General features: G+C 68.8%; 20 protein-coding genes. 9 read left to right on the top strand and 11 right to left on the bottom strand.

The window, feature by feature from the left end; genetic code table 11:
• Nucleotides 1–9: 9 nt before the first annotated feature.
• Nucleotides 10–2,235 carry an outer membrane protein assembly factor BamB family protein gene (locus TX79_RS12420; protein ID WP_049927754.1) on the top strand — a complete coding sequence of 742 codons (2,226 nt, stop codon included), beginning with the start codon at nucleotides 10–12 and terminating at the stop codon, nucleotides 2,233–2,235.
• Nucleotides 2,236–2,416: 181 nt separating this feature from the next.
• Here TX79_RS12420 and TX79_RS12415 read toward each other — a convergent pair whose 3' ends face one another.
• A complete protein-coding gene (locus TX79_RS12415; protein WP_049927753.1) occupies nucleotides 2,417–3,061 on the bottom strand; it encodes a universal stress protein in 645 nt (214 codons plus the stop codon).
• A gap of 142 nt (nucleotides 3,062–3,203) precedes the next feature.
• Here TX79_RS12415 and trxA point away from each other — a divergent pair, with 142 nt between their 5' ends.
• Complete coding sequence (trxA, locus tag TX79_RS12410) at nucleotides 3,204–3,506, top strand: thioredoxin (protein WP_268257987.1); 303 nt, start codon at nucleotides 3,204–3,206, stop codon at nucleotides 3,504–3,506.
• A 68-nt stretch (nucleotides 3,507–3,574) separates the two neighbouring features.
• Here the strand turns inward: trxA and TX79_RS12405 are convergent, their stop codons facing one another.
• The 5 genes from TX79_RS12405 to TX79_RS12385 all read right to left on the bottom strand — a co-directional run bounded on the left by TX79_RS12405 (nucleotide 3,575) and on the right by TX79_RS12385 (nucleotide 7,524).
• Nucleotides 3,575–4,015, bottom strand: coding sequence for a hypothetical protein (locus TX79_RS12405; RefSeq protein WP_049927752.1), 441 nt, complete (start codon nucleotides 4,013–4,015; stop codon nucleotides 3,575–3,577).
• Between the two features lie 108 nt (nucleotides 4,016–4,123).
• Nucleotides 4,124–4,342 (bottom strand): hypothetical protein, encoded by a 219-nt coding sequence (locus tag TX79_RS12400; protein ID WP_049927751.1) that lies wholly within the window; start codon nucleotides 4,340–4,342, stop codon nucleotides 4,124–4,126.
• A 39-nt stretch (nucleotides 4,343–4,381) separates the two neighbouring features.
• The gene (locus TX79_RS12395; protein WP_049927750.1) at nucleotides 4,382–5,512 is read right to left on the bottom strand and encodes a serine hydrolase domain-containing protein; all 1,131 of its coding nucleotides are present in this window, start codon (nucleotides 5,510–5,512) and stop codon (nucleotides 4,382–4,384) included.
• A 73-nt stretch (nucleotides 5,513–5,585) separates the two neighbouring features.
• On the bottom strand, nucleotides 5,586–5,909 hold the full coding sequence (locus TX79_RS12390; RefSeq protein ID WP_049927749.1) for a hypothetical protein: 324 nt from the start codon (nucleotides 5,907–5,909) through the stop codon (nucleotides 5,586–5,588).
• Nucleotides 5,910–6,045: 136 nt separating this feature from the next.
• Nucleotides 6,046–7,524, bottom strand: coding sequence for an MATE family efflux transporter (locus tag TX79_RS12385; RefSeq protein WP_230198575.1), 1,479 nt, complete (start codon nucleotides 7,522–7,524; stop codon nucleotides 6,046–6,048).
• A gap of 241 nt (nucleotides 7,525–7,765) precedes the next feature.
• Here TX79_RS12385 and TX79_RS12380 point away from each other — a divergent pair, with 241 nt between their 5' ends.
• Together TX79_RS12380 and TX79_RS12375 are read left to right on the top strand one after the other, a co-directional pair.
• Nucleotides 7,766–9,703 carry a molybdopterin biosynthesis protein gene (locus tag TX79_RS12380; protein WP_049927748.1) on the top strand — a complete coding sequence of 646 codons (1,938 nt, stop codon included), beginning with the start codon at nucleotides 7,766–7,768 and terminating at the stop codon, nucleotides 9,701–9,703.
• Nucleotides 9,704–9,799: 96 nt separating this feature from the next.
• Nucleotides 9,800–10,459, top strand: a complete 660-nt coding sequence (locus TX79_RS12375; RefSeq protein WP_049927747.1) for a helix-turn-helix domain-containing protein — start codon at nucleotides 9,800–9,802, stop codon at nucleotides 10,457–10,459.
• A 30-nt stretch (nucleotides 10,460–10,489) separates the two neighbouring features.
• Here the strand turns inward: TX79_RS12375 and TX79_RS12370 are convergent, their stop codons facing one another.
• Nucleotides 10,490–11,689 carry a redox-regulated ATPase YchF gene (locus tag TX79_RS12370; RefSeq protein ID WP_049927746.1) on the bottom strand — a complete coding sequence of 400 codons (1,200 nt, stop codon included), beginning with the start codon at nucleotides 11,687–11,689 and terminating at the stop codon, nucleotides 10,490–10,492.
• A gap of 282 nt (nucleotides 11,690–11,971) precedes the next feature.
• Between TX79_RS12370 and TX79_RS12365 the strand changes: the two genes are divergently transcribed.
• Nucleotides 11,972–12,268, top strand: a complete 297-nt coding sequence (locus tag TX79_RS12365; protein WP_049927745.1) for a DUF7576 family protein — start codon at nucleotides 11,972–11,974, stop codon at nucleotides 12,266–12,268.
• Nucleotides 12,269–12,368: 100 nt separating this feature from the next.
• Here the strand turns inward: TX79_RS12365 and TX79_RS12360 are convergent, their stop codons facing one another.
• The 4 genes from TX79_RS12360 to TX79_RS12345 all read right to left on the bottom strand — a co-directional run bounded on the left by TX79_RS12360 (nucleotide 12,369) and on the right by TX79_RS12345 (nucleotide 15,980).
• Complete coding sequence (locus tag TX79_RS12360; protein WP_049927744.1) at nucleotides 12,369–12,647, bottom strand: hypothetical protein; 279 nt, start codon at nucleotides 12,645–12,647, stop codon at nucleotides 12,369–12,371.
• A 655-nt stretch (nucleotides 12,648–13,302) separates the two neighbouring features.
• Nucleotides 13,303–14,418: a pyridoxal-phosphate-dependent aminotransferase family protein gene (locus tag TX79_RS12355; RefSeq protein WP_049927743.1), complete on the bottom strand. Its 1,116-nt coding sequence runs from the start codon at nucleotides 14,416–14,418 to the stop codon at nucleotides 13,303–13,305.
• A complete protein-coding gene (locus TX79_RS12350; protein ID WP_049927742.1) occupies nucleotides 14,415–15,134 on the bottom strand; it encodes a class I SAM-dependent methyltransferase in 720 nt (239 codons plus the stop codon). The genes TX79_RS12355 and TX79_RS12350 overlap by 4 nt, the downstream gene beginning before the upstream one ends.
• 72 nt (nucleotides 15,135–15,206) lie before the next feature.
• On the bottom strand, nucleotides 15,207–15,980 hold the full coding sequence (locus TX79_RS12345) for an NAD(P)H-hydrate dehydratase (protein ID WP_049927741.1): 774 nt from the start codon (nucleotides 15,978–15,980) through the stop codon (nucleotides 15,207–15,209).
• 120 nt (nucleotides 15,981–16,100) lie between these two features.
• Here TX79_RS12345 and TX79_RS12340 point away from each other — a divergent pair, with 120 nt between their 5' ends.
• From TX79_RS12340 to TX79_RS12325, 4 genes are all read left to right on the top strand, one after another.
• Nucleotides 16,101–16,727 (top strand): phosphoribosyltransferase, encoded by a 627-nt coding sequence (locus tag TX79_RS12340; RefSeq protein WP_049927740.1) that lies wholly within the window; start codon nucleotides 16,101–16,103, stop codon nucleotides 16,725–16,727.
• Between the two features lie 251 nt (nucleotides 16,728–16,978).
• Nucleotides 16,979–17,365 (top strand): DUF5789 family protein, encoded by a 387-nt coding sequence (locus tag TX79_RS12335; RefSeq protein ID WP_049927739.1) that lies wholly within the window; start codon nucleotides 16,979–16,981, stop codon nucleotides 17,363–17,365.
• Nucleotides 17,366–17,476: 111 nt separating this feature from the next.
• Entirely contained in the window at nucleotides 17,477–18,088 is a 612-nt protein-coding gene (locus tag TX79_RS12330) for a translation initiation factor IF-2 subunit beta (RefSeq protein WP_049927738.1), read from the top strand.
• A 56-nt stretch (nucleotides 18,089–18,144) separates the two neighbouring features.
• Nucleotides 18,145–19,350 carry a M24 family metallopeptidase gene (locus TX79_RS12325; protein WP_049927737.1) on the top strand — a complete coding sequence of 402 codons (1,206 nt, stop codon included), beginning with the start codon at nucleotides 18,145–18,147 and terminating at the stop codon, nucleotides 19,348–19,350.
• The last annotated feature ends 83 nt before the right edge of the window (nucleotides 19,351–19,433 follow it).

Genomic DNA, 19,433 nt, shown 5'->3' with positions numbered 1-19,433 from the left:
GTGTAACGTATGCGCCGCAGAACCTTCCTTGCTGGGGCGAGCGCCGGAACCGCCGGCCTGCTCGTCGGTTGTCTCGGTGACGTCGAGGGCTCCGACGAACTACCTGGTGACTGGTCGCAGTTCCAGGCCGACGCCGCACACACCGGCGCTGCAACCGCGTCCGGTCCGGCCGGTGGCGGCCGAGTACGCTGGTGGAGCGATACGTGGGGACTCACCACCGCCCCGGTTATCGAGGACGGGACGGTGTACGTCGGTAGTGGTCTCCGGAACCAGGCCATCTTCGCGTTCGATCGAACCACCGGCGAACGACAGTGGCAAGCACCGATCGACGACGACGTCGAACGAGCGATCGCTGTCGGAGACGGAACCGTGTACGCGTCGGCGGGCGGCGTCTACGCGCTCGACGCGGAGACGGGAGAGCAGGTGTGGACCGACCCGACGGACACGACGCGCGGCCTCGCCCTCGACGGGGACACCGTCTACGCCTGCTCCGGTGGCGGCGGCCCCGTCGTCGCGCTCGAGACCGACGACGGTGAGCAACGCTGGCGTCGCGACGTTCACACGCTAACGGCACCGACAGTAGCCGACGGCCGCGTCTTCGTCGTCGGCAACGACAACCTGGTTGCCCTCGAGGCGGAGAGCGGCGACACCGAGTGGGAGGAGACGATCGATCGCGCCGGGAGTCCACCGACCGTCTCGGATGGGATGGTGTTCACCGCCACGCGGGGGGGCCTGTTCGCCCACGACGCCGCGACCGGGGACCGCAAGTGGACGCTCGAGGGGAACTTCCGGGCCACCGACGCCGCGACGATCGACGGAACGCTCTACCTCACGGGTCGACAGCAGGACGGGGAACAGTGGGTATCGCGGGCGCTCGCGGTCGACGCGGCGACCGGGGACGTCGAGTGGCGTCGAGACGACGACGCGCTGGAGGCCGGAAGCGTCGTCGCTACCGCGGAGACCGTCTACGTCGCTACCCGCTATCGAGTTTACGCGCTCGATTGCGAGACGGGCGAGATCGAGTGGTGGCTTCGGTTCCAGTGGCCGGTGGGCAGCCCCGCCGTCGCCGACGGGACCCTCTACGTGAGCGTCGGCGGTCGGTTGGTGGCGATCGGGTCGGGGGACGGCCGGGCCGGCGTCTGGCAATCGGACGCGGAACCGATCCCGGATCGAAGTGTAACGCCACCGGAACCGTGCTACGTCGGCAGCGATTTCCCGTTCGGTATGGGCGGTTTCGACGTCGACGCGGAGTGGGACGTCGCGGTGAACGAGGACGCCCCCGTGGACGTCTCGTTCGCGATCGAGGGCGATCGGATCGACGCGGACGAGGACGTGTCGGTGACGCTCGCCGTGACGAACGAGGGCGACGAACCGCTGCGGTTTACCACCGGCGCGCCGGAGCCGTTCGGGATCTTCAGGCTCCACGACGAGAAGCAAGGGCACAGGCTCGTCGCCTGGACGTCGGCGTACGAGGAGAGCGGCTACGTACACACGACTCCGCACCGCGGGGTCGGGATGGTGAACAGCATCGGTCTCTCGACGGCGATTTCGCCGGGCGAGACGGTGAGCGAGAGCTACACGCTCTCCGACGAAACCCACGGAATCCGTCCGGGGACGTACGAATTTTCCGTTAGCCACGTCCTCACTCCGGGGGAATGGGGAACCGATCACGACGGGTGGGAACTCGAGATCACGGGAACCGTCGAACTCGCGGGCGATAGCACGGCCCCGGGTGAGGTCGTTCACGATCTCGCAGTCGCGGACGAGGTCGACCTCCCGGAGGCGTTCATGGGCGAGTTCACGGTCGACGTACTGGAGCCGGTCACCGACACCCACCCGGGCCTGATCGAGATCACGTTCGAGAACGTCACGGACGACCGGTCGCTGATCGCGTCGATAGGGCGCTGGCCGTTCGGCTCCACCGTCGGTCTCGGACCCGAGGGCCGCCGGCTCGTGCTCCTCCCTGCGGAGACGTTCGCACCCGGATTCGTCGACCGTACCGACGCCGGCTGGTGGGAGCCCGCATTCCTCCCCCACGAGTCGATCGCCTGGGGCGGAGCCACGACGGCGTTCGATCCCGGCGAGACGAGTACCAGACGGTTCGTCGTTACCACTCACCCCGAAACGGACGAGCCACGCGACGGCGACGGGTACGCGTTCGAACAGGGGTTCGGCGACGACGACGTCGACGTGACCTGGGGGTTCACGCTGTCGACCCTCGATCCGGACGGGTGATACTCCCGGACAACCCACTGTACACGCCGATCACACTCGAGATGGGGTCGCGTTCCGCGAGGGGCGTCGGGACGCGATCGGGTGGGTACTGACTGGTGGCTGCTAGTATACGACGGGGCGTTCGCGAGGCCGACCGAACTGCGAGCGGGCAGAACCCGGGTCGGTTTCAGCCACCGACACGCTACTCCCCGGTCACGTCGGCGATTCGCGCGGTCCCGGTCGCCCTCGAGATGTGGACGTTGAACGCCCGTTCGTCCGTTTCGGCGCTGACGATCCAGTAGCCGCCCATCTCGTGTGGGTCGTCGTCGATCCGTAGCGTCTCGGCATCGATGCGTTCGGCCGATTCGAGTTCCGCTCGGGCGACCTCGAGCGCCGCCGTGGCCGTCTCGACCGGTCGCTCGTCGTCGTCGGCGCGGGTGACGAGGACCGAACACTCGGCGTTTCGCATCACGTGTTCGGCGACGCTGCCCAGCAGGAAGCGATCGATGCCGCTCAGCCCGCGAGTCCCCATCACGATCACGTCGACGCCGTGTTCGTCGGCGTACGCGAGGATCTCCTCCCGGGGGTCGCCCGCTTCGACGACGGGGACGACCTCGAGGTCCGCGGGTGCCTGCTCGGCGACGCCGTCGGTGAGGTTCCGGCCGTATTCTCGCATCGATTCGGCCGGCTGGCTCTCCGAGAGGTCCCAGGGCGTCCGCTCGTCCACGTCGGCGACGAACAGGACGTGTACCGTGGCGTCGAACCGGTCGGCGATGGCGAGTCCCTGTTCGACGGCCCGCGTCGCGGCCTCGCTGCCGTCCGTCGGCACCAGTACGGTATCGTACATGGCTCGAGGTTCGACTCACGCCGATAAATTCCCGGGGGGTGCTAGCCACCGTCTGAGAACGATCCCCACCGTTGTCGTCGGGCGGCGTCGGTGCCCGACGAGACGTGTCGCCGTACCATAGAAAACCGACTGGGAAACCCTTATGCGCGGCGCGTGGCAACTAGCGATGAACCGCATGACTGTCACACTCAAGGACTTCTACGCTGACTGGTGTGGCCCCTGCAAGACCCAGGACCCGATCCTCGAGGAGCTCGAGGACGACTGGGAGGGGCGTTTCGAAGTGGAGAAGATCAACGTCGACGAACAACAGGACGTCGCCAACGAGTACCAGGTCCGCTCGCTGCCGACCCTCATCATCGAGAACGACGACGGCGTCGTCGAACGGTTCGTCGGCGTAACCCAGCGCGAGGACATCGAAGAGGCGCTCGAGTCAGCGGGTGCCTGATCGGCGACGCCCGCGCCTGCCATCGTTCACCGCTTTTCGCCACCGGAGTACGTCTTCCGTAGTGGCGGCTATCGCTCCCGTTCGAACGCTCGGTCACGTCGGTCGCCGTCTCGGGCCTCGAGCGCGTCGTCTCGCGTGATCTCGTTCGACTCGTCCTCGAACACGTCCGCGAGCGCGTCGTCGACGCCGACGAGGCGCTCGAGGCGGCGTTCGAACTCGCGGTCGTCGATCTTCCCTTCGGCGTACTGGCGTTTGAGCGCCTCGAGCGCGTCGTCGGATCGCTCGTCGTCGCTCGCGTCCCGTTCGTCGCGGTCCGCTACCAGCAGTTCGGCCAGCTCCTCGCCCCAGAACAGAAACAGCGGCACGAGCACGAACCAGCCGACGATCGCGATCGCACTGGCGAGCGCCTCGATGCCGGTGAGTCCCACCAGTGCGACGAGCCCGAAGGTGACCATCCCGATCAGGAGCCAGAGGTCGTCGGCGACGAACTCCTTGGCGTCGAACCCCATACGCCGCCTTCGCGGTCCGCCGGTAAAATGTCATCGCTACGGGGTTTCGTCGGGGGAGTGATCGCGTCTCTCGGCCTCCGCTGTCGGCGTCTCGTCTCTCGAGACCGCTTACGGGCGTCTCAGCGCCGACCGGAGATAGCCATACGCCACGCTGAAGGCCAGCGCGTTGGTTGCGAGGCTCGCACACAGCAGGAAGAGGTTGCGGCGTTCGGTCCACTCGATGCGGTCCGATTGCCGGCCCGCGGACGTGGCAACGACGTGGGAAAACCCCGTCGCCGTCCAGAACGCGCCCGCGAGCGCCGCCAGGAGTCGTCGCTTCCGTCCCATATGCGAGGGGACGACGGAACGTCCCCTGTAGCTGTCGGACTACCGCAGCAAGGCCGTCCGGACGGCGTCGGCGAGCTGCCGGACGCGAGCGACGTGTTCGTACGACCCCTCGCGAACCCCGTTGGTGACGTACGAGAAGCCGACGTTCAGGTCGGGGTCGGCCCAGCCGACGCTGCTGCCCAGCCCCGCGTGTCCGAAGACGCGCTCGGGGGTCAGCGAGCCGTAGGGATCGGCTGTCGTCCCACCCTTCCAGAAGCCGAGCGCGAATCGCCCCGGCCGACCCAGCGTGCCGTCGGCGTCGGTCTCGGCCTCGAGCGCCGTCATCTCCTCGACGATCTCCTCCGAGAGAATTCGCATCCCCTCGAGTTCGCCGCCGTTGGCGAGGCAGGCGTAGAACCGCGCCATGTCGCGGGCGGTGCCGATGCCGGTCGCGGCCGGGATGACCGCGCGGTGGATCGCCTCGGTGTTGAACGGCGCGGCGACCTCGGTGTGATCGCCCAGCCCCTCCCCCGGGTCGCGACAGCGATCGAACGCCTCGAAGGCGACGAGTTCGGCCACGTCGTCGTCCTCGTCGTCGCGAAGGCCGATACCGGTGTCGTCCATGCCCAGCGGGTCGAAGACGCGTTGCATGGCGGCTTCCTCGATCGGCGTCCCGGAGACGCGACGCACGAGTTCGCCCACCAGCCAGCCGAACGTCAGCGGGTGGTAGGCGGCGCGCTCGCCCGGCGGATAGACGGGGTCCATCGACTCGAGCGTCTCGACGCAGGCCTCCCAGTCCGACCACAGATCCGGCCGCTCGTCGATCGCTCCCTGCGTGAGCCCTGCCGTGTGACTCAAGACCTGCCGGACGGTGATCTCGGCCTTCTCGGTACCTGCGTCCGCGAACTCGGGCCAGTGTTCGACGACCCGGTCGTCGTAGTCGAGTTCGCCGTCCTCGACGAGACTGTGGAGCGTGACCGCGGCGTAGGGCTTCGTCGAGGAGAAGAGGACGTGACGCTGCGCCGGCGTCGTCGGCTCGCCATCCGGCCCCGTCAGGCCGCCCGCCAGGTCCAGTACCGGCTCGCCGTCGACGTAGACGGCCAGTTGGGCACCGTGGTGGAGTCCCAGTTCGAGGTGGCGATCGAACAGCGCGGCGATACGGTCCCGATCCGTCGCGTCGAGCCGTGGCATACCTCGAGCAACCAGCGGATCGATTGTAATCGTTCCCCCGCCGGGTGTACGCGACGGATCGTGCGCAGTCGGGCTACGCCCGTCGGTGCCAGTTCGACGCCGACTCGAGTTCCGGCAGCGCCGCCTCGAGGTCCTGCTGGGCGACGCCGTAGAACCGTTCCCGCCCGACCGGGGTCTCCACGCGCATGACGACGGTGTTTTCGGTCACCTGGAAGATCGAGAGCAGCCACGGCCCGTCGGTCTGGAGCCACTCGCCGCGGCGGCTCGTCTCGTCGTCGTCGACGATCCGTGAGCCAAGCTCCCAGCTCAGCCGGGAGGAGTACGCCAGATCGAACGGGATGGCGTCCGGGAGGGATCGTCCCGCCCCGTCACCGCGCTGAAAGCCATGCGTAGCCATACCACAACGTTTCACGTTCGACGTGAAAAAGACATCTATTGCGACGACGGTCAGAAACACCGTCCGCTCTCGTCGGCAGGATTCCGCCGGCTTGGTCGTTGGACTCCTATCGAGCGGGTTTTCGGGTAGCCCGCAGCTAGTCGCTCGCCGAGGAACCGGGGCGGTAGGACCGACTGATCGCCTTCCAGTGGCCGCTCGCGAACCGGTGGTAGGTGACGACGGCCGGGACGAGCGTCTCGAGGATCAACGCGGCGTACAGCGCCTCGATTCCGAGCGGCGTCACGCTTGCGAGGCCCGGCAGCGGGATCGAGATGGCACCGGCCAGCGCGACGGGCAGAGCGGCGACGTAGAGGCCGAGTACCTGGCCGTAGAACGGCCACCGGGTGTCGCCGCTGGCTCGCAGCGGGCCGGTCGCGCCGCCGCTGACGCCCCGGAAGACGACGCTGACGCACGCGACCGCGATGAACGTCGTCACCAGCGGCAGGATCGACGGATCGTCGACGAAGACGCGGCCCACCTGCTCGGCGAAGACGAACACGAGTGCCCCGCTGACGAGGTAGACGCTCGTGCCGAACCAGAGCACCTCGCGGCCGTAGCTGTCGGCGTCGCGCTCGTCGCCGGTACCCAGTTCCTGGCCGACGAGGCTACTCGAGGCCAGCGAGAAGCCCCAGCCCGGCGTGTCCATCAGGTCCCGGACGCGGCGGGCGACGACGTAGGCCGCGAGGACGTTCGGGCCGAACAGGGCGACGATCGCGAGCATTGGGAACTGCGCGCCGCGACGCGCGACGTTCGTCAGTGCGAGCGGCGTCCCGATGGAGACCACGTCGCGGACCTCGCCGACCGTGATCGGCGGCCACGCGAGGGAGACGGTCACCGGAAACGCGCCGATCAGCGGCAGGCGGCCGCGGGTGAAGCCGACGACGAAGGCCGCGAGCACGACGACGTTGGCGACGACGGTACCGATCGCCGCGCCGACGACGCCCATCTCGAGGACGAAGATCAGGACGGCGTTGAGCGCGACGTTGACGACCGCGCCGCCGGCCCGCAGCATCATCGGCGTCCAGGCGTCGTCGGCACCGACGAGCGTCCGGCTCCCGATGAGGTTCAACGCGGCGAAGGGGACGCCGAGCGCGACGACTCGGAGGTAGTCCGCGCCGAAGGCGATCGAGGCGGCGTCGTCCCCGACCAGCCGGATCAGGAGGTCGGGGGCCGTCCAGTAGAGGGCGGCAAGCGGCACCGTGACCGTCGCGACGACGACGGCGCTTGTCGTCACCGCCAGCGAGACGCCCCGGGCGGTCCCGCCGCTGTAGCGCTGGGAGACCAGCCCGATGGTCGCACCGGCGATGCCGCCGCCGACCGCGAAGGCCAGCCCCCAGTACGGCGTCGCGAGGCCGACCCCGCCGATGGCCGCCGGCCCGAGGGCTACCCCGACCATCGCCACGTCGGCCGCGGACTTGGACATGCGCGCGATCCCCGTGACGATCCGCGGCCAGGCGAGGTCGGTCGTCCGCTCGGCGCGACGGCGGTCGACGACGCCGACGCGCGCGAGCAGGACGCCCACCGCGAGCAGGAGCCACCGGATCGGGTTCGGGATCGATTCCGGACGAAAAGCCACGCTCGTCCGTTCGTCCCGCGCGGCAAAAACACTTCATATTCCGGACCCTATCGGGATCGATTCGCACATTCAGGCGCGAATACACCACTATCGTTCACCATCCATTCTAACAGCTAGCGGAGAAATCCGGCCGGATCGAGGCCCCGATCAGCTTGCAAACGGACCACCGAATCCGATCCGTTCGGCCGGACGGCGGCCCCGTTCGACCGACGTTTTTGAGCCCCCGCCACCAACTGCCGGTATGAACCGCAAGGAGTTTCGCGACCTCGCCTCGCCCGCGGCGGCCCGCGAGGCGATCGACTCGCTGGCGCTCGCCGGCGGCGTCGAACGCGTTTCCCTCGAGGAGGCACGAGGACGGGTGCTCGCCGAGCGACTGGACGCCGACCGCGACGTGCCGGGGTTCGACCGGGCGAGCCTGGACGGCTACGCGCTCCGGGCGCGGGATACCTTCGGGGCGGACGAGGCCGATCCCGCACGCCTCGAGGTCGTCGGTGAAGTCCACGCCGGCGAGGAACCCGCGGTCGACCTCGAGACGGGGCAGGCGGTCGAGATCTCGACCGGAGCGGTGATGCCCCCGGGCGCGGACGCGATGGTACCCGTGGAACGAACGGATACGGCGGACGACGGAGAGACGGTGCTGATCCGCACGGCGGTCGCGCCCGGCGACAACGTGATGTTCGCCGGCGCGGACGTCGCGGCGGGGGAACGCGCGCTCGGGCCGGGGACCCGGATCACGCCCCGCGACATCGGCCTGCTCTCCGCGCTCGGGATCGACGAGGTGCCCGTCCGCGCGCCGCCGACAGTCGGCATCGTCTCGACCGGCGACGAACTCGTCCGGCCCGGGGAGGACCTCGAGAGCGCGAGCGGCGAGATCTACGACGTCAACAGCTACACGATCGCGGCGGGCGTCGAGGACGCCGGCGGCGAGGCCGTCCTCTACCCCCACGCGGGCGACGACCAGGACGAGATGGAGCGGGTCCTCCGGGAGGCCGCCGCGGAGTGCGACCTCGTACTCTCCTCGGGGTCGACCAGCGCCAGCGCCGTCGACGTCATCTACCGCGTGATCGAGGAGCAGGGTGAACTGCTCCTCCACGGCGTCCGCGTCAAACCCGGCAAGCCGATGCTCGTCGGCCGGTTGGACGACTCGGCGTACGTGGGCCTCCCCGGCTATCCGGTCTCCGCGATGATGGTCTTCCGGACGTTCGTCGCACCGGCGATCCGCGAGGCCGCCGGACTCCCCGAACCCGAGACCGCTACCGTGACGGGACGGATGGCCCGCCAGGAACGCTACGACGAAGGCCGCCTCCGGTTGATGCCCGTCGGCCTCGTCGAAACCGGGGCTGGGGGGGGCGAAGAGGCGGGTGACGCCGCAGGCGAGACGCTGGTCTACCCCGTCGACAAGGGCAGCGGTGCGACGACGAGCCTCGCGCACGCGGACGGCGTCGTCGAGGTCGACCCCGACACGGACTACCTCGAGGCGGGCGAATCCGTCACGGTCCGCCTGTTCTCCCCGGACGTCCGGCCGCCGACCCTGCTGGGCGTCGGCGAGGACGATCCGACGCTGAATCGCCTGCTCGACCGCCTCGAGCGGCCCCGGTACCTCCCCGTCGGCTCGCGACCGGGGCTTCGGCGGCTCCGGGAGGAAACGCCGGACGTCGCAGTCGTCGCCGGACCGCTCGAGCGGGAGGTCGGGGCGGCGACAGCCGCCGAATCGGAGCGCGCCGATAGGCGCGCGATCGACGCCGCCGAACTCGGGCGCTGGGAGCGCGAGTGGGGACTGGTGGTCCCACAGGGGAATCCAGCAGGGATCGACGGCCTCACCGACCTCGTCGACCGCGACCTGCGCTTCGTCAACCGGACGACCGACTCGGGACTGCGGACGAGCCTCGAGCGAGCGCTCGAGGACCTCGCGGCCGAACGCGACGCCGACCGGGCCGCGCTCACCGATTCCATCGACGGCTTCGAGGTGGCGTTGCGTGCCCACGAGAGTCCCGCGCGGAAGGTCCTCGCTGGGGACGCCGACGTGGCGCTCGGCCTCGCCGAGACGGCAGCCGACCTCGAGATGGGATTCGTCTCGCTGGGCAGTCAACCCGTGCGCGTCCTCGCGAATCCCGACCGGACGGGCAAGGACGACGTGGGAACCCTCGAGCGCGCGCTCGAGGACCTCGACGCGACGTGACGATTCGGCCGACGGGTGGACGGCCGATATCAACGGCGTTGACAGTCAGTTCCCCGCGAACTGCGATTTATGGGGTTCGGTGGTGTACCACGGGTGATGTCGACGATAGCCGAGCTCCGGCTTCCTGCGTCGGAGACGACACTGGCGACGGCCTTCGAGCACGCACCGGACGCGACGTTCGAACTCGAGTCGTCGGTGTCGAAGACCAACCCCTGTCTGTGGGTCTCCGGCGTCGACCGCGACGCCATCGAGTCGGCGTTCGACGCCGATTCCGACGTCACGGAGTACGACCTGCTCGTCGAGACGGGAACCCGTCTGTTGTACGACGTGGGGTTCACCGAGGGGGACGGCATTCCGCAACTCTGCGATCCGATCCTCGAGGACGGCGGTTCGCTGCTCGAGACCTGGGGATCGAACGGCTGGTGGCAGGTCCGGGTTCGGTTCCCCGACCGTGACGCGCTCACCAGCGCCTACGATCGGCTCGTCGACGACGGCGTCAACGTGGACCTGCGGCGGGTCAGCGACGTCACCGACGGCACCGAACCGGACACGCGACTGACCCCTCAGCAGCGGGAGGCGCTCGAGGCGGCGCTGAAACACGGCTACTTCGAGATCCCCCGCCAGGTGTCGATGGAGGAACTGGCCGACGAACTGGACATCTCCCACCAGGCGCTCTCCGAGCGGTTCCGACGGGCCTACGAGACGCTGGTCGACGAGGAACTCCACCCCACCGACGAACGACAGCCTGCGGAGTGATCGACGGACCCGCGTGCGACGGACTGGGGGTCAGTTCGTCGTGATTACTTCGATCACGTCCCGGGGTTCGACCTCGTAGTCGGCCCCGAGTTGGCGGTTGCTCCGACAGTCGATCGCGTGGAGGAAGCCGTCGCCGATGTCGGAGTGGAGGCTGTACGCGAAGTCCTCCGCCGTCGATCCCGGCGGGATCAGGTAACAGTCGGGCAGCACCTCGCCGCGTTCGTTCCCGAGGCCGTTCGCGCCGCCGGGGAAGACGGGGACGACGCCCAGCACGTCGAACAGCGCCGTCTCGAGGGCGGCCTGGACGCCCGTCGCGCCGTACTCCTCGAGGAACGCCCGAATCTGCTCGAGTCCCTGCTCCTGTTCGCCCGAGACGTCGCCCGTGATCTCGAAGTCTGCGTCGCCCGGCCGGTAGTCGACGACACCGGCCTTGTCCGCCGACTTCAGGGCCTTCTCGGCGTGTGCGCTACAGGGGACGAACGTGAGGTGGTCGTACTCCGGATCCGACGTGATCGCTTCGTAGTTCTCCTGTGCCGCCGGGAGGTCCATCTTGTTCGCCGCGATCACCATCGGCTTGGTCTCCTTCCGAATTTCGCGGGCCAACTCGAGTTTGTCCTCGTCCTCCCACTCTTCGGGGTCGAAGCCGACGTCCGTCCTGCGGATGAGCCGCTTGATCTCGTCCTCGTTGGTCTTGAACGCGCTCATCTGTTCCGCGAGTTCTTCCTCGATGGCGTCGTCCTCCGTGGTGTAGCCCGATTCGTAGCGCTCGATGCCCTTCTCGAGGACGTCGAGGTACCACTGGTCGAGTTCCGCCTCGAGGAAGTCGATGTCTTCCCGGGGATCGTGGTCCTCGGTGGCCTCGCCCTCGAGGTCGGTCTGGCCGGAGAAGTCGACGACGTGGACGAGCACGTCCGTCTCGTTGAGGTCGGTCAGGAACTGGTTGCCCAGGCCTGCGCCCTCGTGCGCGCCGGGGATCAGGCCGGCGACGTCGACGAGTTTCGTCGGGACGAACCGCGTGCCGTAGTCGCAGTAGCCCACGTTGGGGGTACACTCCTCGTCGAACTCGGGGGCTGCACACTCGACGCGGACGTAGGCCTCGCCGACGCTGGGATCGATCGTCGTGAACGGGTACGCGCCCTCGGGCACGTCGTTCATCGTCGCCGCGTTGAAGAAGGAGGACTTGCCGACGGAGGGTTTGCCGACCAGCCCGATCCGGTAACTCGTACTCATTATCCGTCCCTCGAGCGGCCCGACTAAACGGGTTTTGTTCCGCTTCAGGGGTGCTACGGGTGCACCTACCACACCGTCGCTCGAGTCGTCCGACCGTTCCGTCCACCATGCCGGCGGTTCGCCCTCCCATGCCCCGTCATCGGCGACTCGTCCGACGACCGGAACCGAGTGCAAGAATCCGGTTCCGACGGGTTCGAATCGAAGAGCGTCAGCGACGCGATACTGTCATCAGTAACTGACAGTCGTGCTGACCTATTTACGGCGCGTCGTGGAGGTCCGCGTATGGTGGATTCGAACGCCGACCCGCCGACGGTCTCCCGACTTCCTCCGAGCGACCCCGACGAGCCCGCCGATTCGAGCCTCGAGTCCGAACCCGCTGACGCCGACGCTGCCGCCGATCGCTGCGAGACATGCGGCGCGAGGATCGGCCCGCGGGAGTACCGACTCAGCCGGATCGTCAGGACCGACCGAACCACCGTCGAGACCCACTACTGCAGCGAGGCGTGTTTCCCCGACGACAACCGGCCCACATCCGCGGAGAACGAAGACGGACCCCGGGACTGGTCGTACTGTCGGTGACGATCGGATCGCTTCGTTACAGTAGTCCGACGCGTTCGACGGACTCGAGCGCCACCGCCGCGGTAGCGGGCGGGTAGCGCCCTCGAGCCCTCACACCCGCTTAGCCCGCGATCGCCCGCCAGCTCCAGCCGGCGAGCGCCAGCCAGACGACCACGAGCGCGCCGAACGCGGCCCACTGCTGGGTTTCGGTCTCGGCAACCGGCCCGAACACGTCCATCAGCCCGGTCGCCTGCATCATCGCGACCATGATGAGCAACAGTCCCAGTATCGAGACCGCGGCGATCCCGAGCCAGTTACGAGCCATCCACTGGCCCTCGTCTTCGGCCTCCTCCCTGTCGCGGGTCGGTTTCTCGGTTGGCTCCCGGTCGGGGTCGGACATATCGACGCCTACGCCTGACCGGCGGGAAACGGTTCCACCTGCACGTTCCGGCTTCGTACGACGTCGCTCTGTGGTATCCTGGGGCACTTATTGCCTGGAGTGTTCGCGAGAGAATTTCGGTGAAATGAACCGTTCTGCTACCGTGGACTCGAGGAGTGGCCACGCCGCTCACGGGTCACTTGCTCACGGGTCACTTGCTCACGGGTCACTGCGTTCCCCGTTCGGTCTCCGAGGGATTCGCTTCGCTCATCCCTCGCGTTCGTTCCCCGTTCGCGTTTCGAGGCGCTCACTCCGTTCGCGCCTCGCACTCCCCAGCCGATTCACTCGCTCCCGTCGTCTGCTCACGGGCACGGCGGGGCGGCTGCGCCGCCCCGACATCGCGGCGCGTAGCGCCGCGCTCTGCCCGTTCGCATGGTATGCGGGACCTCGGTCCCGCACTAGTCGCTCGTTCATCCCTCCACGGCTTGGTCGTCCGGTCTCGCAGGTGCTCACGGGTCACTGCGTTCCCCGTTCGCCCTTCGAGGGATTCGCTCCGCTCATCCCTCGCTTCCCTGGACCGGACGACAGCGCGCGCCAGGACGGAATCTCGACGGGTGTTTGATCCTCCCGAGCACCCCCCGAAGTCTACTACGTAAGCAAGGCTGGCTGGCCGACCCTACTCGAGTACGGCCTCGAGCGCGTCCATCGTCCGCTCGACGCGATCGACGCGGGCGTTCTCTCCCATGTGCCCGACCCGCAGGATGTCGTCCTCGAGGTCGCCGAGGCCGGTCGTGAGGACGATCCCGTGGTCCTCGTGCATGGCTTGCTGGAGGTCACTCGCCCGGCCGTCGACCGCGAGCGCGGTCACGGTCGGCGAGGCGTCGGCCTCCCGCTCCGGATAGGTCTCGAGGCCGAGGTCCGCGGCCCGCTCCCGACAGCGGCTCGCAGCCCGTTCGTGGCGTTCGAAGACCGAGTCGAGTCCCTCCTCGAGCAGGCGGTCGACGGCGGCCTCGAGGCCAGCGAGGTTCGCCGTCAGGTGGGTGTAGGGGAACCACTCCTCGTCGGCGGCGGTTCGCCAGGGCTCGAGGTCGGCGTAGTACGTCCGGTTCTCGACGGACGCGATGCGTTCCCAGGCCCGGTCGCTGACGGCGCAGGTGGTCAGCCCCGGCGGCGCGCTGAGACACTTCTGGCTCGCGCCGAGACAGACGTCGACCTTCCCGGTCGGAACGGGCGTGCCGCCGAGCGAGGAGACCGCGTCGACGACGCTGACGACCTCGTGCTCGTCGAGCGCGTCGAGGATCGGCTCGAGGTCGTTCAGCGTCCCCGTCGGCGTCTCGCAGTGGACCATCGTCGCCACGTCGAACGGTTCGCCCTCGTCGGCCGCGCGCTCGAGGCGGTCGCGAACCGGGTCGGCCTCGAGCGTCTCCTGCCAGGGGACCTCGAGGGTGACGGCCTCGCCGCCGTAGTCCGTCACGAAGTCGGCGAACCCCTCGCCGTAGCGCCCGTTCGAGAGACAGAGGACGCGGGTGCCGTCCTCGACCAGCGACGCGACGGCCGCCTCCAGGCCGAGGATCCCCTCGCCGCCCAGCACGACGACGTCGCGGTCGGCGTCGCTCGGGTCGCCGTCGGCGTCGGCCGCGTAAATGGTCTCGAGGTCGTCGGTCAGCGCGCGGTACCGGTCGAAGAACGCCGACTCGACGTCCGGGTTCGGTTGCGGTTCGGCCATCCGTTCGCGGACGGCGGCGGGAACCTCGGTCGGCCCCGGCGTCATCCGCAGTCGCTCGTCGCTCACGTTCCCACCGCGGGCGCGAGGTCCGATAAATCCACCACTCCCTCGCGGCGTCGTCGTAGTCGACCGCGGACGACGGGGCGTACCGGAAAGACGCCGAGGCCGATGCGCTCGGCGTCCTCAACCGCGAACGCGTCGTGCGCGACGAACCGATCGACCGTGTTCCGGTTCAGGTGACAGCCGCCGGCGACTCGCTCCCAGAGCGGCGTCAGGAGGTCCTGTCCCCGCGCACGCCAGCCGTCGGCGCGGACGTGCTCGAGGAAGCGAAACTCGCCGCCGGGTTTCAGCACGCGGGCGACCTCCGCGAGGGCCGCTGCCGGGTCCTGCACGGTGCAGAAGACGGCCCCGGAGACCACGGCGTCGAACGCGTCGTCGGGGTAGGGAAGCGACTCCGCCCGGGCGTCGCGGAGGTCGACCGCCAGTCCAGCGTCGTGGGCGGCGCTGATCGCCCGCTTTCGCATGTTCGGGTCGGGCTCGATCGCGTGATACTCGAGGTCGTCCGCCGCGCTGGCGGCGACGTAGGGAAACTGGTCGCCGGTCCCGCAGCCGAGCTCGAGCACCCGCCCGGAGAGGTCCCGTGCGAGGTACTCCCGGTGGGGCGCGACCACCAGCGACTGGGGCAACAGGTCGTAGAGGACGGCGAACAGCGGATGATCGATCTCGCGGCCGGGATCGGTGTCGTCGCTCCGATTCGCGGAGCGGGTGGTCGACTGCGACATACGCGGCGGTACCACGAGCGGACGCGTAAGGTTTGCCGGGGTGGCGTCTCTCCACGAGTGGCGCGCGATCGATCACCTGATCGTGTCCGGAACTCGCTCGATCACGTCGGTGGCGACGACGCCGGGGCCGTGCTCCGCCGTGGCGAGTTCGCCCGTCTTGCCGAGGATCCACGCCCCGAGTTCGGCCGCCTCGGCGCGGTCCATCCCCTGGCCGAGCAGCGACGCGACGATCCCGACCAGCGTATCGCCCGTGCCCGCGACGGTCAGCGCCGAGGTCCCCGTCTCGTTCTCGACGCGTTCGCCGTCGGCGACGATCTCGTCGACGTCGCCGGTCAGCGCGACGACCGCGCCGGTCCCGGTCGTGAATTCCTCGAGCGAGCCGTAGCGGTCCTCGATCGGGCCGACCTCGGCGCTGCTCGGCGTGAGGACGGCGTTCGAGAGGTCGGCCCCGAGCACGGGATCGATCGCGAGCGCGTCGACGACGGTCGGCACGTCGACGCAGTCGACCGCCTCGTGGATCGCCGTCTCGTCGGCGTCGACCAGGCCGGGACCGATCACGAGGGTGTCGGCCCAGTCGCTTATCTCGCGGGTGCGCTCGACCGCGCTCGCCTCGAACTGTTCGCCCGCGTAGCGGTCGACCAGCAGGTTCGGGTCGTGGCTCGCGACGATCTCGTAGATCGGGTCGGCGACGAACACCCTGACGTGATCGGAGCCGGTACGCAGTGCCGCGCGGCCGACGAGCGCCGGCTGGTTCGGGTACTCGATCGCACCCGCGACGATGCCGACGCGCCCGTTGTCGTTGTCGCCCTCCGAGACGTTCGAGAGGGTTCGCTGGAGCCGCTCCATACTCGGGGGTTCGTCGGCGGACCGGTAGCCGTTGGGCAGGCGTGTTCCGGCGTCTCCCGCCGCCGGACGCCCGTCGTGTGCCACGTCAAACCGTAGTGTACGGATCGCGTACGACGACCCATGTTCGAGGACCGAACCGACGCCGGCCGCCGACTGGCGACCGAACTCGAGCGCCGCGACCTCGCAGCCGACGTCGTCCTCGGGATTCCGCGGGGCGCGTTGCCCGTCGCCCGGCCCGTTGCGGACGCCCTCGACGCGGAACTGGACGTCGTCGTCGCCCGGAAGATGGGGGCACCGGACAACCCCGAACTGGCGCTGGGCGCGGTCGCCAGCGACGGCAGCGTCCGGTACAACGACAACCTGATCGATCGACTCGGCGTGGGCGACGACTACCTCGAGTCGGTCCGCGAGGAGGAGGCCGAAAACGCCAGCGAGAAGGCCGACCGCTACCGCGACGAGCCGGGACTGCCCGACCTCGAGGGGCTGGACGTGGTCGTGGTCGACGACGGCGTGGCGACCGGCGCGACCGCGACGGCCTGTCTCCGGCAGGTGCGGGAGGCGGGTGCCGGATCGGTCACCCTGGCAGTGCCCGTCGGCTCCCCGCGGTCGGTCGAAGAACTCGAGGCGGAGGCCGACATGGTGATCGCGCTCCGGACACCCGGGGAGTTCCGCGCTGTCGGGCAGTACTACCGCGAGTTCGGGCAGGTGAGCGACGCGGAGGCGATCGGCTATCTCGGTGGCGAGTGAACGAGGGCCACCGATGCCGCTGGCACTGCCGTACGGACGCGCCGCTCGAGAGCGAGAGTGACCCTGGAAAACGGGTAGCCGTCGGGCAACGCGCCACCGCGAGCCAGGGTCACCAATGGCTTGGGATCGAAACCACATAAACGGTCGCTGGACAGTACGCAGGCCATTGAAGTCAGGGATCGAGCGGAGTCCCGGCCGAACCCGCAGACGCCGGCCGGACCCTTTTGCGGTGGCTGGCGGTAGCGCCGCCCATGAGCCAGGACGGCCCCAGCCGCGACCGCGCACAGGATCGGGCGGAGCAGCGCAAATCCGACCGCGCCGACGAGACGGAGTCGATCCTCGAGACGGTCGAGCGCGACCTCGGCGAACTCGAGTACCCCGTCACGAGCGAGGAGATCGCCGCCGAGTACGGGAGCGAACCGATCGACCTGCCCAACGAGACGGAGACCCTCGGTCACGTCTTCGATCGCCTGGCGGGCGAAGAGTACGAGAGTCCCGAAGAGGTCCGCGAGGCGGTCTACGGCGAGCTCACGGGCCAGGCCGGCAGTCCGAACGAGGCCAACCCGGAGCGCGACCTCACGGCGCTGGACGAGGAGAAACAGGGCTCGCCGAGCGAACGGGGCAGCGACTCGCTCTGACGCGGTGGCGATCCGCTCGAAACCATCGCGAGATCGATCACGACGATCTCCGCCTCGTCCCCCGATTGCGATAGCAGAACCGATTTACGTCCCGGTCGCCTTCCCTCGCGTATGGATTACGAATCGAGTCTCGACCGTGCGATGGAGGACGTTCCCGACATCGGGGGCGACGAACAGCGACTCCAGATTCCGGACGCCGAGACGCAGAAAGACGGCGCGTTCACGCGATTCACGAACCTCGGCGAGATCGCCGACACCCTCTCGCGGGAGGCCGAACACCTCCACCGGTTCGTCCAGCGTGAGATGGGGACCAGCGGCAAACTCGAGGACGGCCGCGGTCGCTACAACGGCACCTTCTCCGAGCAGGACTTCGACGCCGCCGTCGACGCCTACGTCGACGAGTACGTCCTCTGTTCGGAGTGTGGCCTGCCGGACACCCGCCTCGTCCGCGAGGACCGCACGCCCATGCTTCGTTGCGACGCCTGTGGTGCCTTCCGACCGGTCACGAAGCGCTCGGCGAGCAGCCAGCAGCAACAGCAGCAGGAGGCCGTCGAGGAGGGCAAGACCTACACCGTCGAGATCACCGGTACCGGCCGCAAGGGCGACGGCGTCGCCGAGAAAGGCGAGTACACGATCTTCGTCCCCGGTGCCGAAGAGGGCGACGTGGTCGACATCTACATCAAGAACATCTCCGGCAACCTCGCGTTCGCGCGCCTCGACTGAGCGTCCCGGGTTCCGTTACCTGAACGTTTTTCCCGCATCTCCCCGCCGATAGTCGTATGGCCACGCACGTTCCGGCCGACGCCTTCGAGCGACGGCTCGCGGCCGTTCGCGACCGACTCGCCGAGACTGACGCCGACGCGGGCGTCTGGTTCGGCGCGACCAGCATCGAGTACCTGACCGGCTTCGGCCACATCCAGACCGAACGACCCGTCGTCCTCGCGGTGACCGACGAACACGTCGCGATCACTGTCCCCCGACTCGAGGTCGAGCGAGTGAGCCAGAACCCCCGTATCGAGGACGTCTACCACTACGACGACTATCCGGGCGGCGAACCGATCCGTACTGCGTACGGGATGCTCGAGGCCCTCGACGTCGAGCGCGTCGCGGCCGACGCCGACGGCGCGCCGGGGGTGATGGGCTACCAGGGACCGCCGCTGTCCGAGTTCCTCGAGGGGGAGACCCAGGAGTGGGTCTCGCGGATGCGCTGGGAGAAGTCCGACCTCGAGGTCGAGTTGATCCGCGAGTCCGCCCGGTGGGCGAACCTGGGCCATCGCTACCTCGCCGACTACACCGAACCCGGTGCGCATCCGGCGACGGTGAGCCAGCGGGCGTCGATGGACGCCTCGCGGGCGATGCTCGACGCGCTCGGCGACCGGTACGTGCCCCGGACCCGCGGCGACGGCCCCGTCCACGCGGGGTACATCACGGGCGAGCAGACGCGACTCCCGCACGGCCACACCGCGAACCGGCGGCTCGAGGCCGGCGACGTCCTGATCACGGGGGCGACCGCGAACGTCGACGGCTACCGCTCCGAACTCGAGCGGACGATGTTCCTCGGCGAACCGACCGACGAGCAGGCCCACTACTTCGAGGTCATGAAGGAAGCCCAGGAGATCGCGATCGACGCGCTCGGCCCGGGCGTCCCCATCGCCGAGGTGGATCGGGTTGTTCGCATCTACTTCGAGGAACAGGGCGTCGCCGACCTCGCCCAGCACCACGTCGGCCACAACATCGGCCTCGGCGGCCACGAACCGCCGTACATCGACCGAGGCTGGGCCGACCACTGTGAGAGCGACCACACGACCTACGACGCGGACGACGCCGTGATGCAACCGGGTCACGTCTGGACGATCGAACCCGGCCTCTACACCGACACGTACGGCTACCGCCACTCCGACACGATCGCGATCACCGAGGATGGCATCGACCGCCTCACCTACTACCCACGAGACCTCGAGTCGAACGTGATCCCGCTCGAGTAACGCCGTGCGGAGGTGTTCGGATCACGGACCGCAAACGAGTGTGAGTTGAACCACAGCAGACTCCTCTCGATCGTGTCGCGAAC

It is taken from the genome of Halopiger goleimassiliensis (assembly GCF_000455345.1).
GTDB classification, from domain to species: Archaea; Halobacteriota; Halobacteria; order Halobacteriales; family Natrialbaceae; genus Halopiger_A; species Halopiger_A goleimassiliensis.
Note: the sequence above shows the minus strand (reverse complement) of the source record. Positions and strands in the feature narration are given on the sequence as shown.

Excerpts from the sequence above, each read along its gene's own strand:
- TX79_RS12420 (WP_049927754.1), top strand. The coding sequence starts at position 10 with ATGCGCCGCAGAACCTTCCTTGCTGGGGCGAGCGCCGGAACCGCCGGC.
- TX79_RS12415 (WP_049927753.1), bottom strand. The coding sequence starts at position 3,061 with ATGTACGATACCGTACTGGTGCCGACGGACGGCAGCGAGGCCGCGACG.
- trxA (WP_268257987.1), top strand. The coding sequence starts at position 3,204 with ATGCGCGGCGCGTGGCAACTAGCGATGAACCGCATGACTGTCACACTC.
- TX79_RS12405 (WP_049927752.1), bottom strand. The coding sequence starts at position 4,015 with ATGGGGTTCGACGCCAAGGAGTTCGTCGCCGACGACCTCTGGCTCCTG.
- TX79_RS12400 (WP_049927751.1), bottom strand. The coding sequence starts at position 4,342 with ATGGGACGGAAGCGACGACTCCTGGCGGCGCTCGCGGGCGCGTTCTGG.
- TX79_RS12395 (WP_049927750.1), bottom strand. The coding sequence starts at position 5,512 with ATGCCACGGCTCGACGCGACGGATCGGGACCGTATCGCCGCGCTGTTC.
- TX79_RS12390 (WP_049927749.1), bottom strand. The coding sequence starts at position 5,909 with ATGGCTACGCATGGCTTTCAGCGCGGTGACGGGGCGGGACGATCCCTC.
- TX79_RS12380 (WP_049927748.1), top strand. The coding sequence starts at position 7,766 with ATGAACCGCAAGGAGTTTCGCGACCTCGCCTCGCCCGCGGCGGCCCGC.
- TX79_RS12375 (WP_049927747.1), top strand. The coding sequence starts at position 9,800 with ATGTCGACGATAGCCGAGCTCCGGCTTCCTGCGTCGGAGACGACACTG.
- TX79_RS12370 (WP_049927746.1), bottom strand. The coding sequence starts at position 11,689 with ATGAGTACGAGTTACCGGATCGGGCTGGTCGGCAAACCCTCCGTCGGC.
- TX79_RS12365 (WP_049927745.1), top strand. The coding sequence starts at position 11,972 with ATGGTGGATTCGAACGCCGACCCGCCGACGGTCTCCCGACTTCCTCCG.
- TX79_RS12360 (WP_049927744.1), bottom strand. The coding sequence starts at position 12,647 with ATGTCCGACCCCGACCGGGAGCCAACCGAGAAACCGACCCGCGACAGG.
- TX79_RS12350 (WP_049927742.1), bottom strand. The coding sequence starts at position 15,134 with ATGTCGCAGTCGACCACCCGCTCCGCGAATCGGAGCGACGACACCGAT.
- TX79_RS12345 (WP_049927741.1), bottom strand. The coding sequence starts at position 15,980 with ATGGAGCGGCTCCAGCGAACCCTCTCGAACGTCTCGGAGGGCGACAAC.
- TX79_RS12340 (WP_049927740.1), top strand. The coding sequence starts at position 16,101 with ATGTTCGAGGACCGAACCGACGCCGGCCGCCGACTGGCGACCGAACTC.
- TX79_RS12335 (WP_049927739.1), top strand. The coding sequence starts at position 16,979 with ATGAGCCAGGACGGCCCCAGCCGCGACCGCGCACAGGATCGGGCGGAG.
- TX79_RS12330 (WP_049927738.1), top strand. The coding sequence starts at position 17,477 with ATGGATTACGAATCGAGTCTCGACCGTGCGATGGAGGACGTTCCCGAC.
- TX79_RS12325 (WP_049927737.1), top strand. The coding sequence starts at position 18,145 with ATGGCCACGCACGTTCCGGCCGACGCCTTCGAGCGACGGCTCGCGGCC.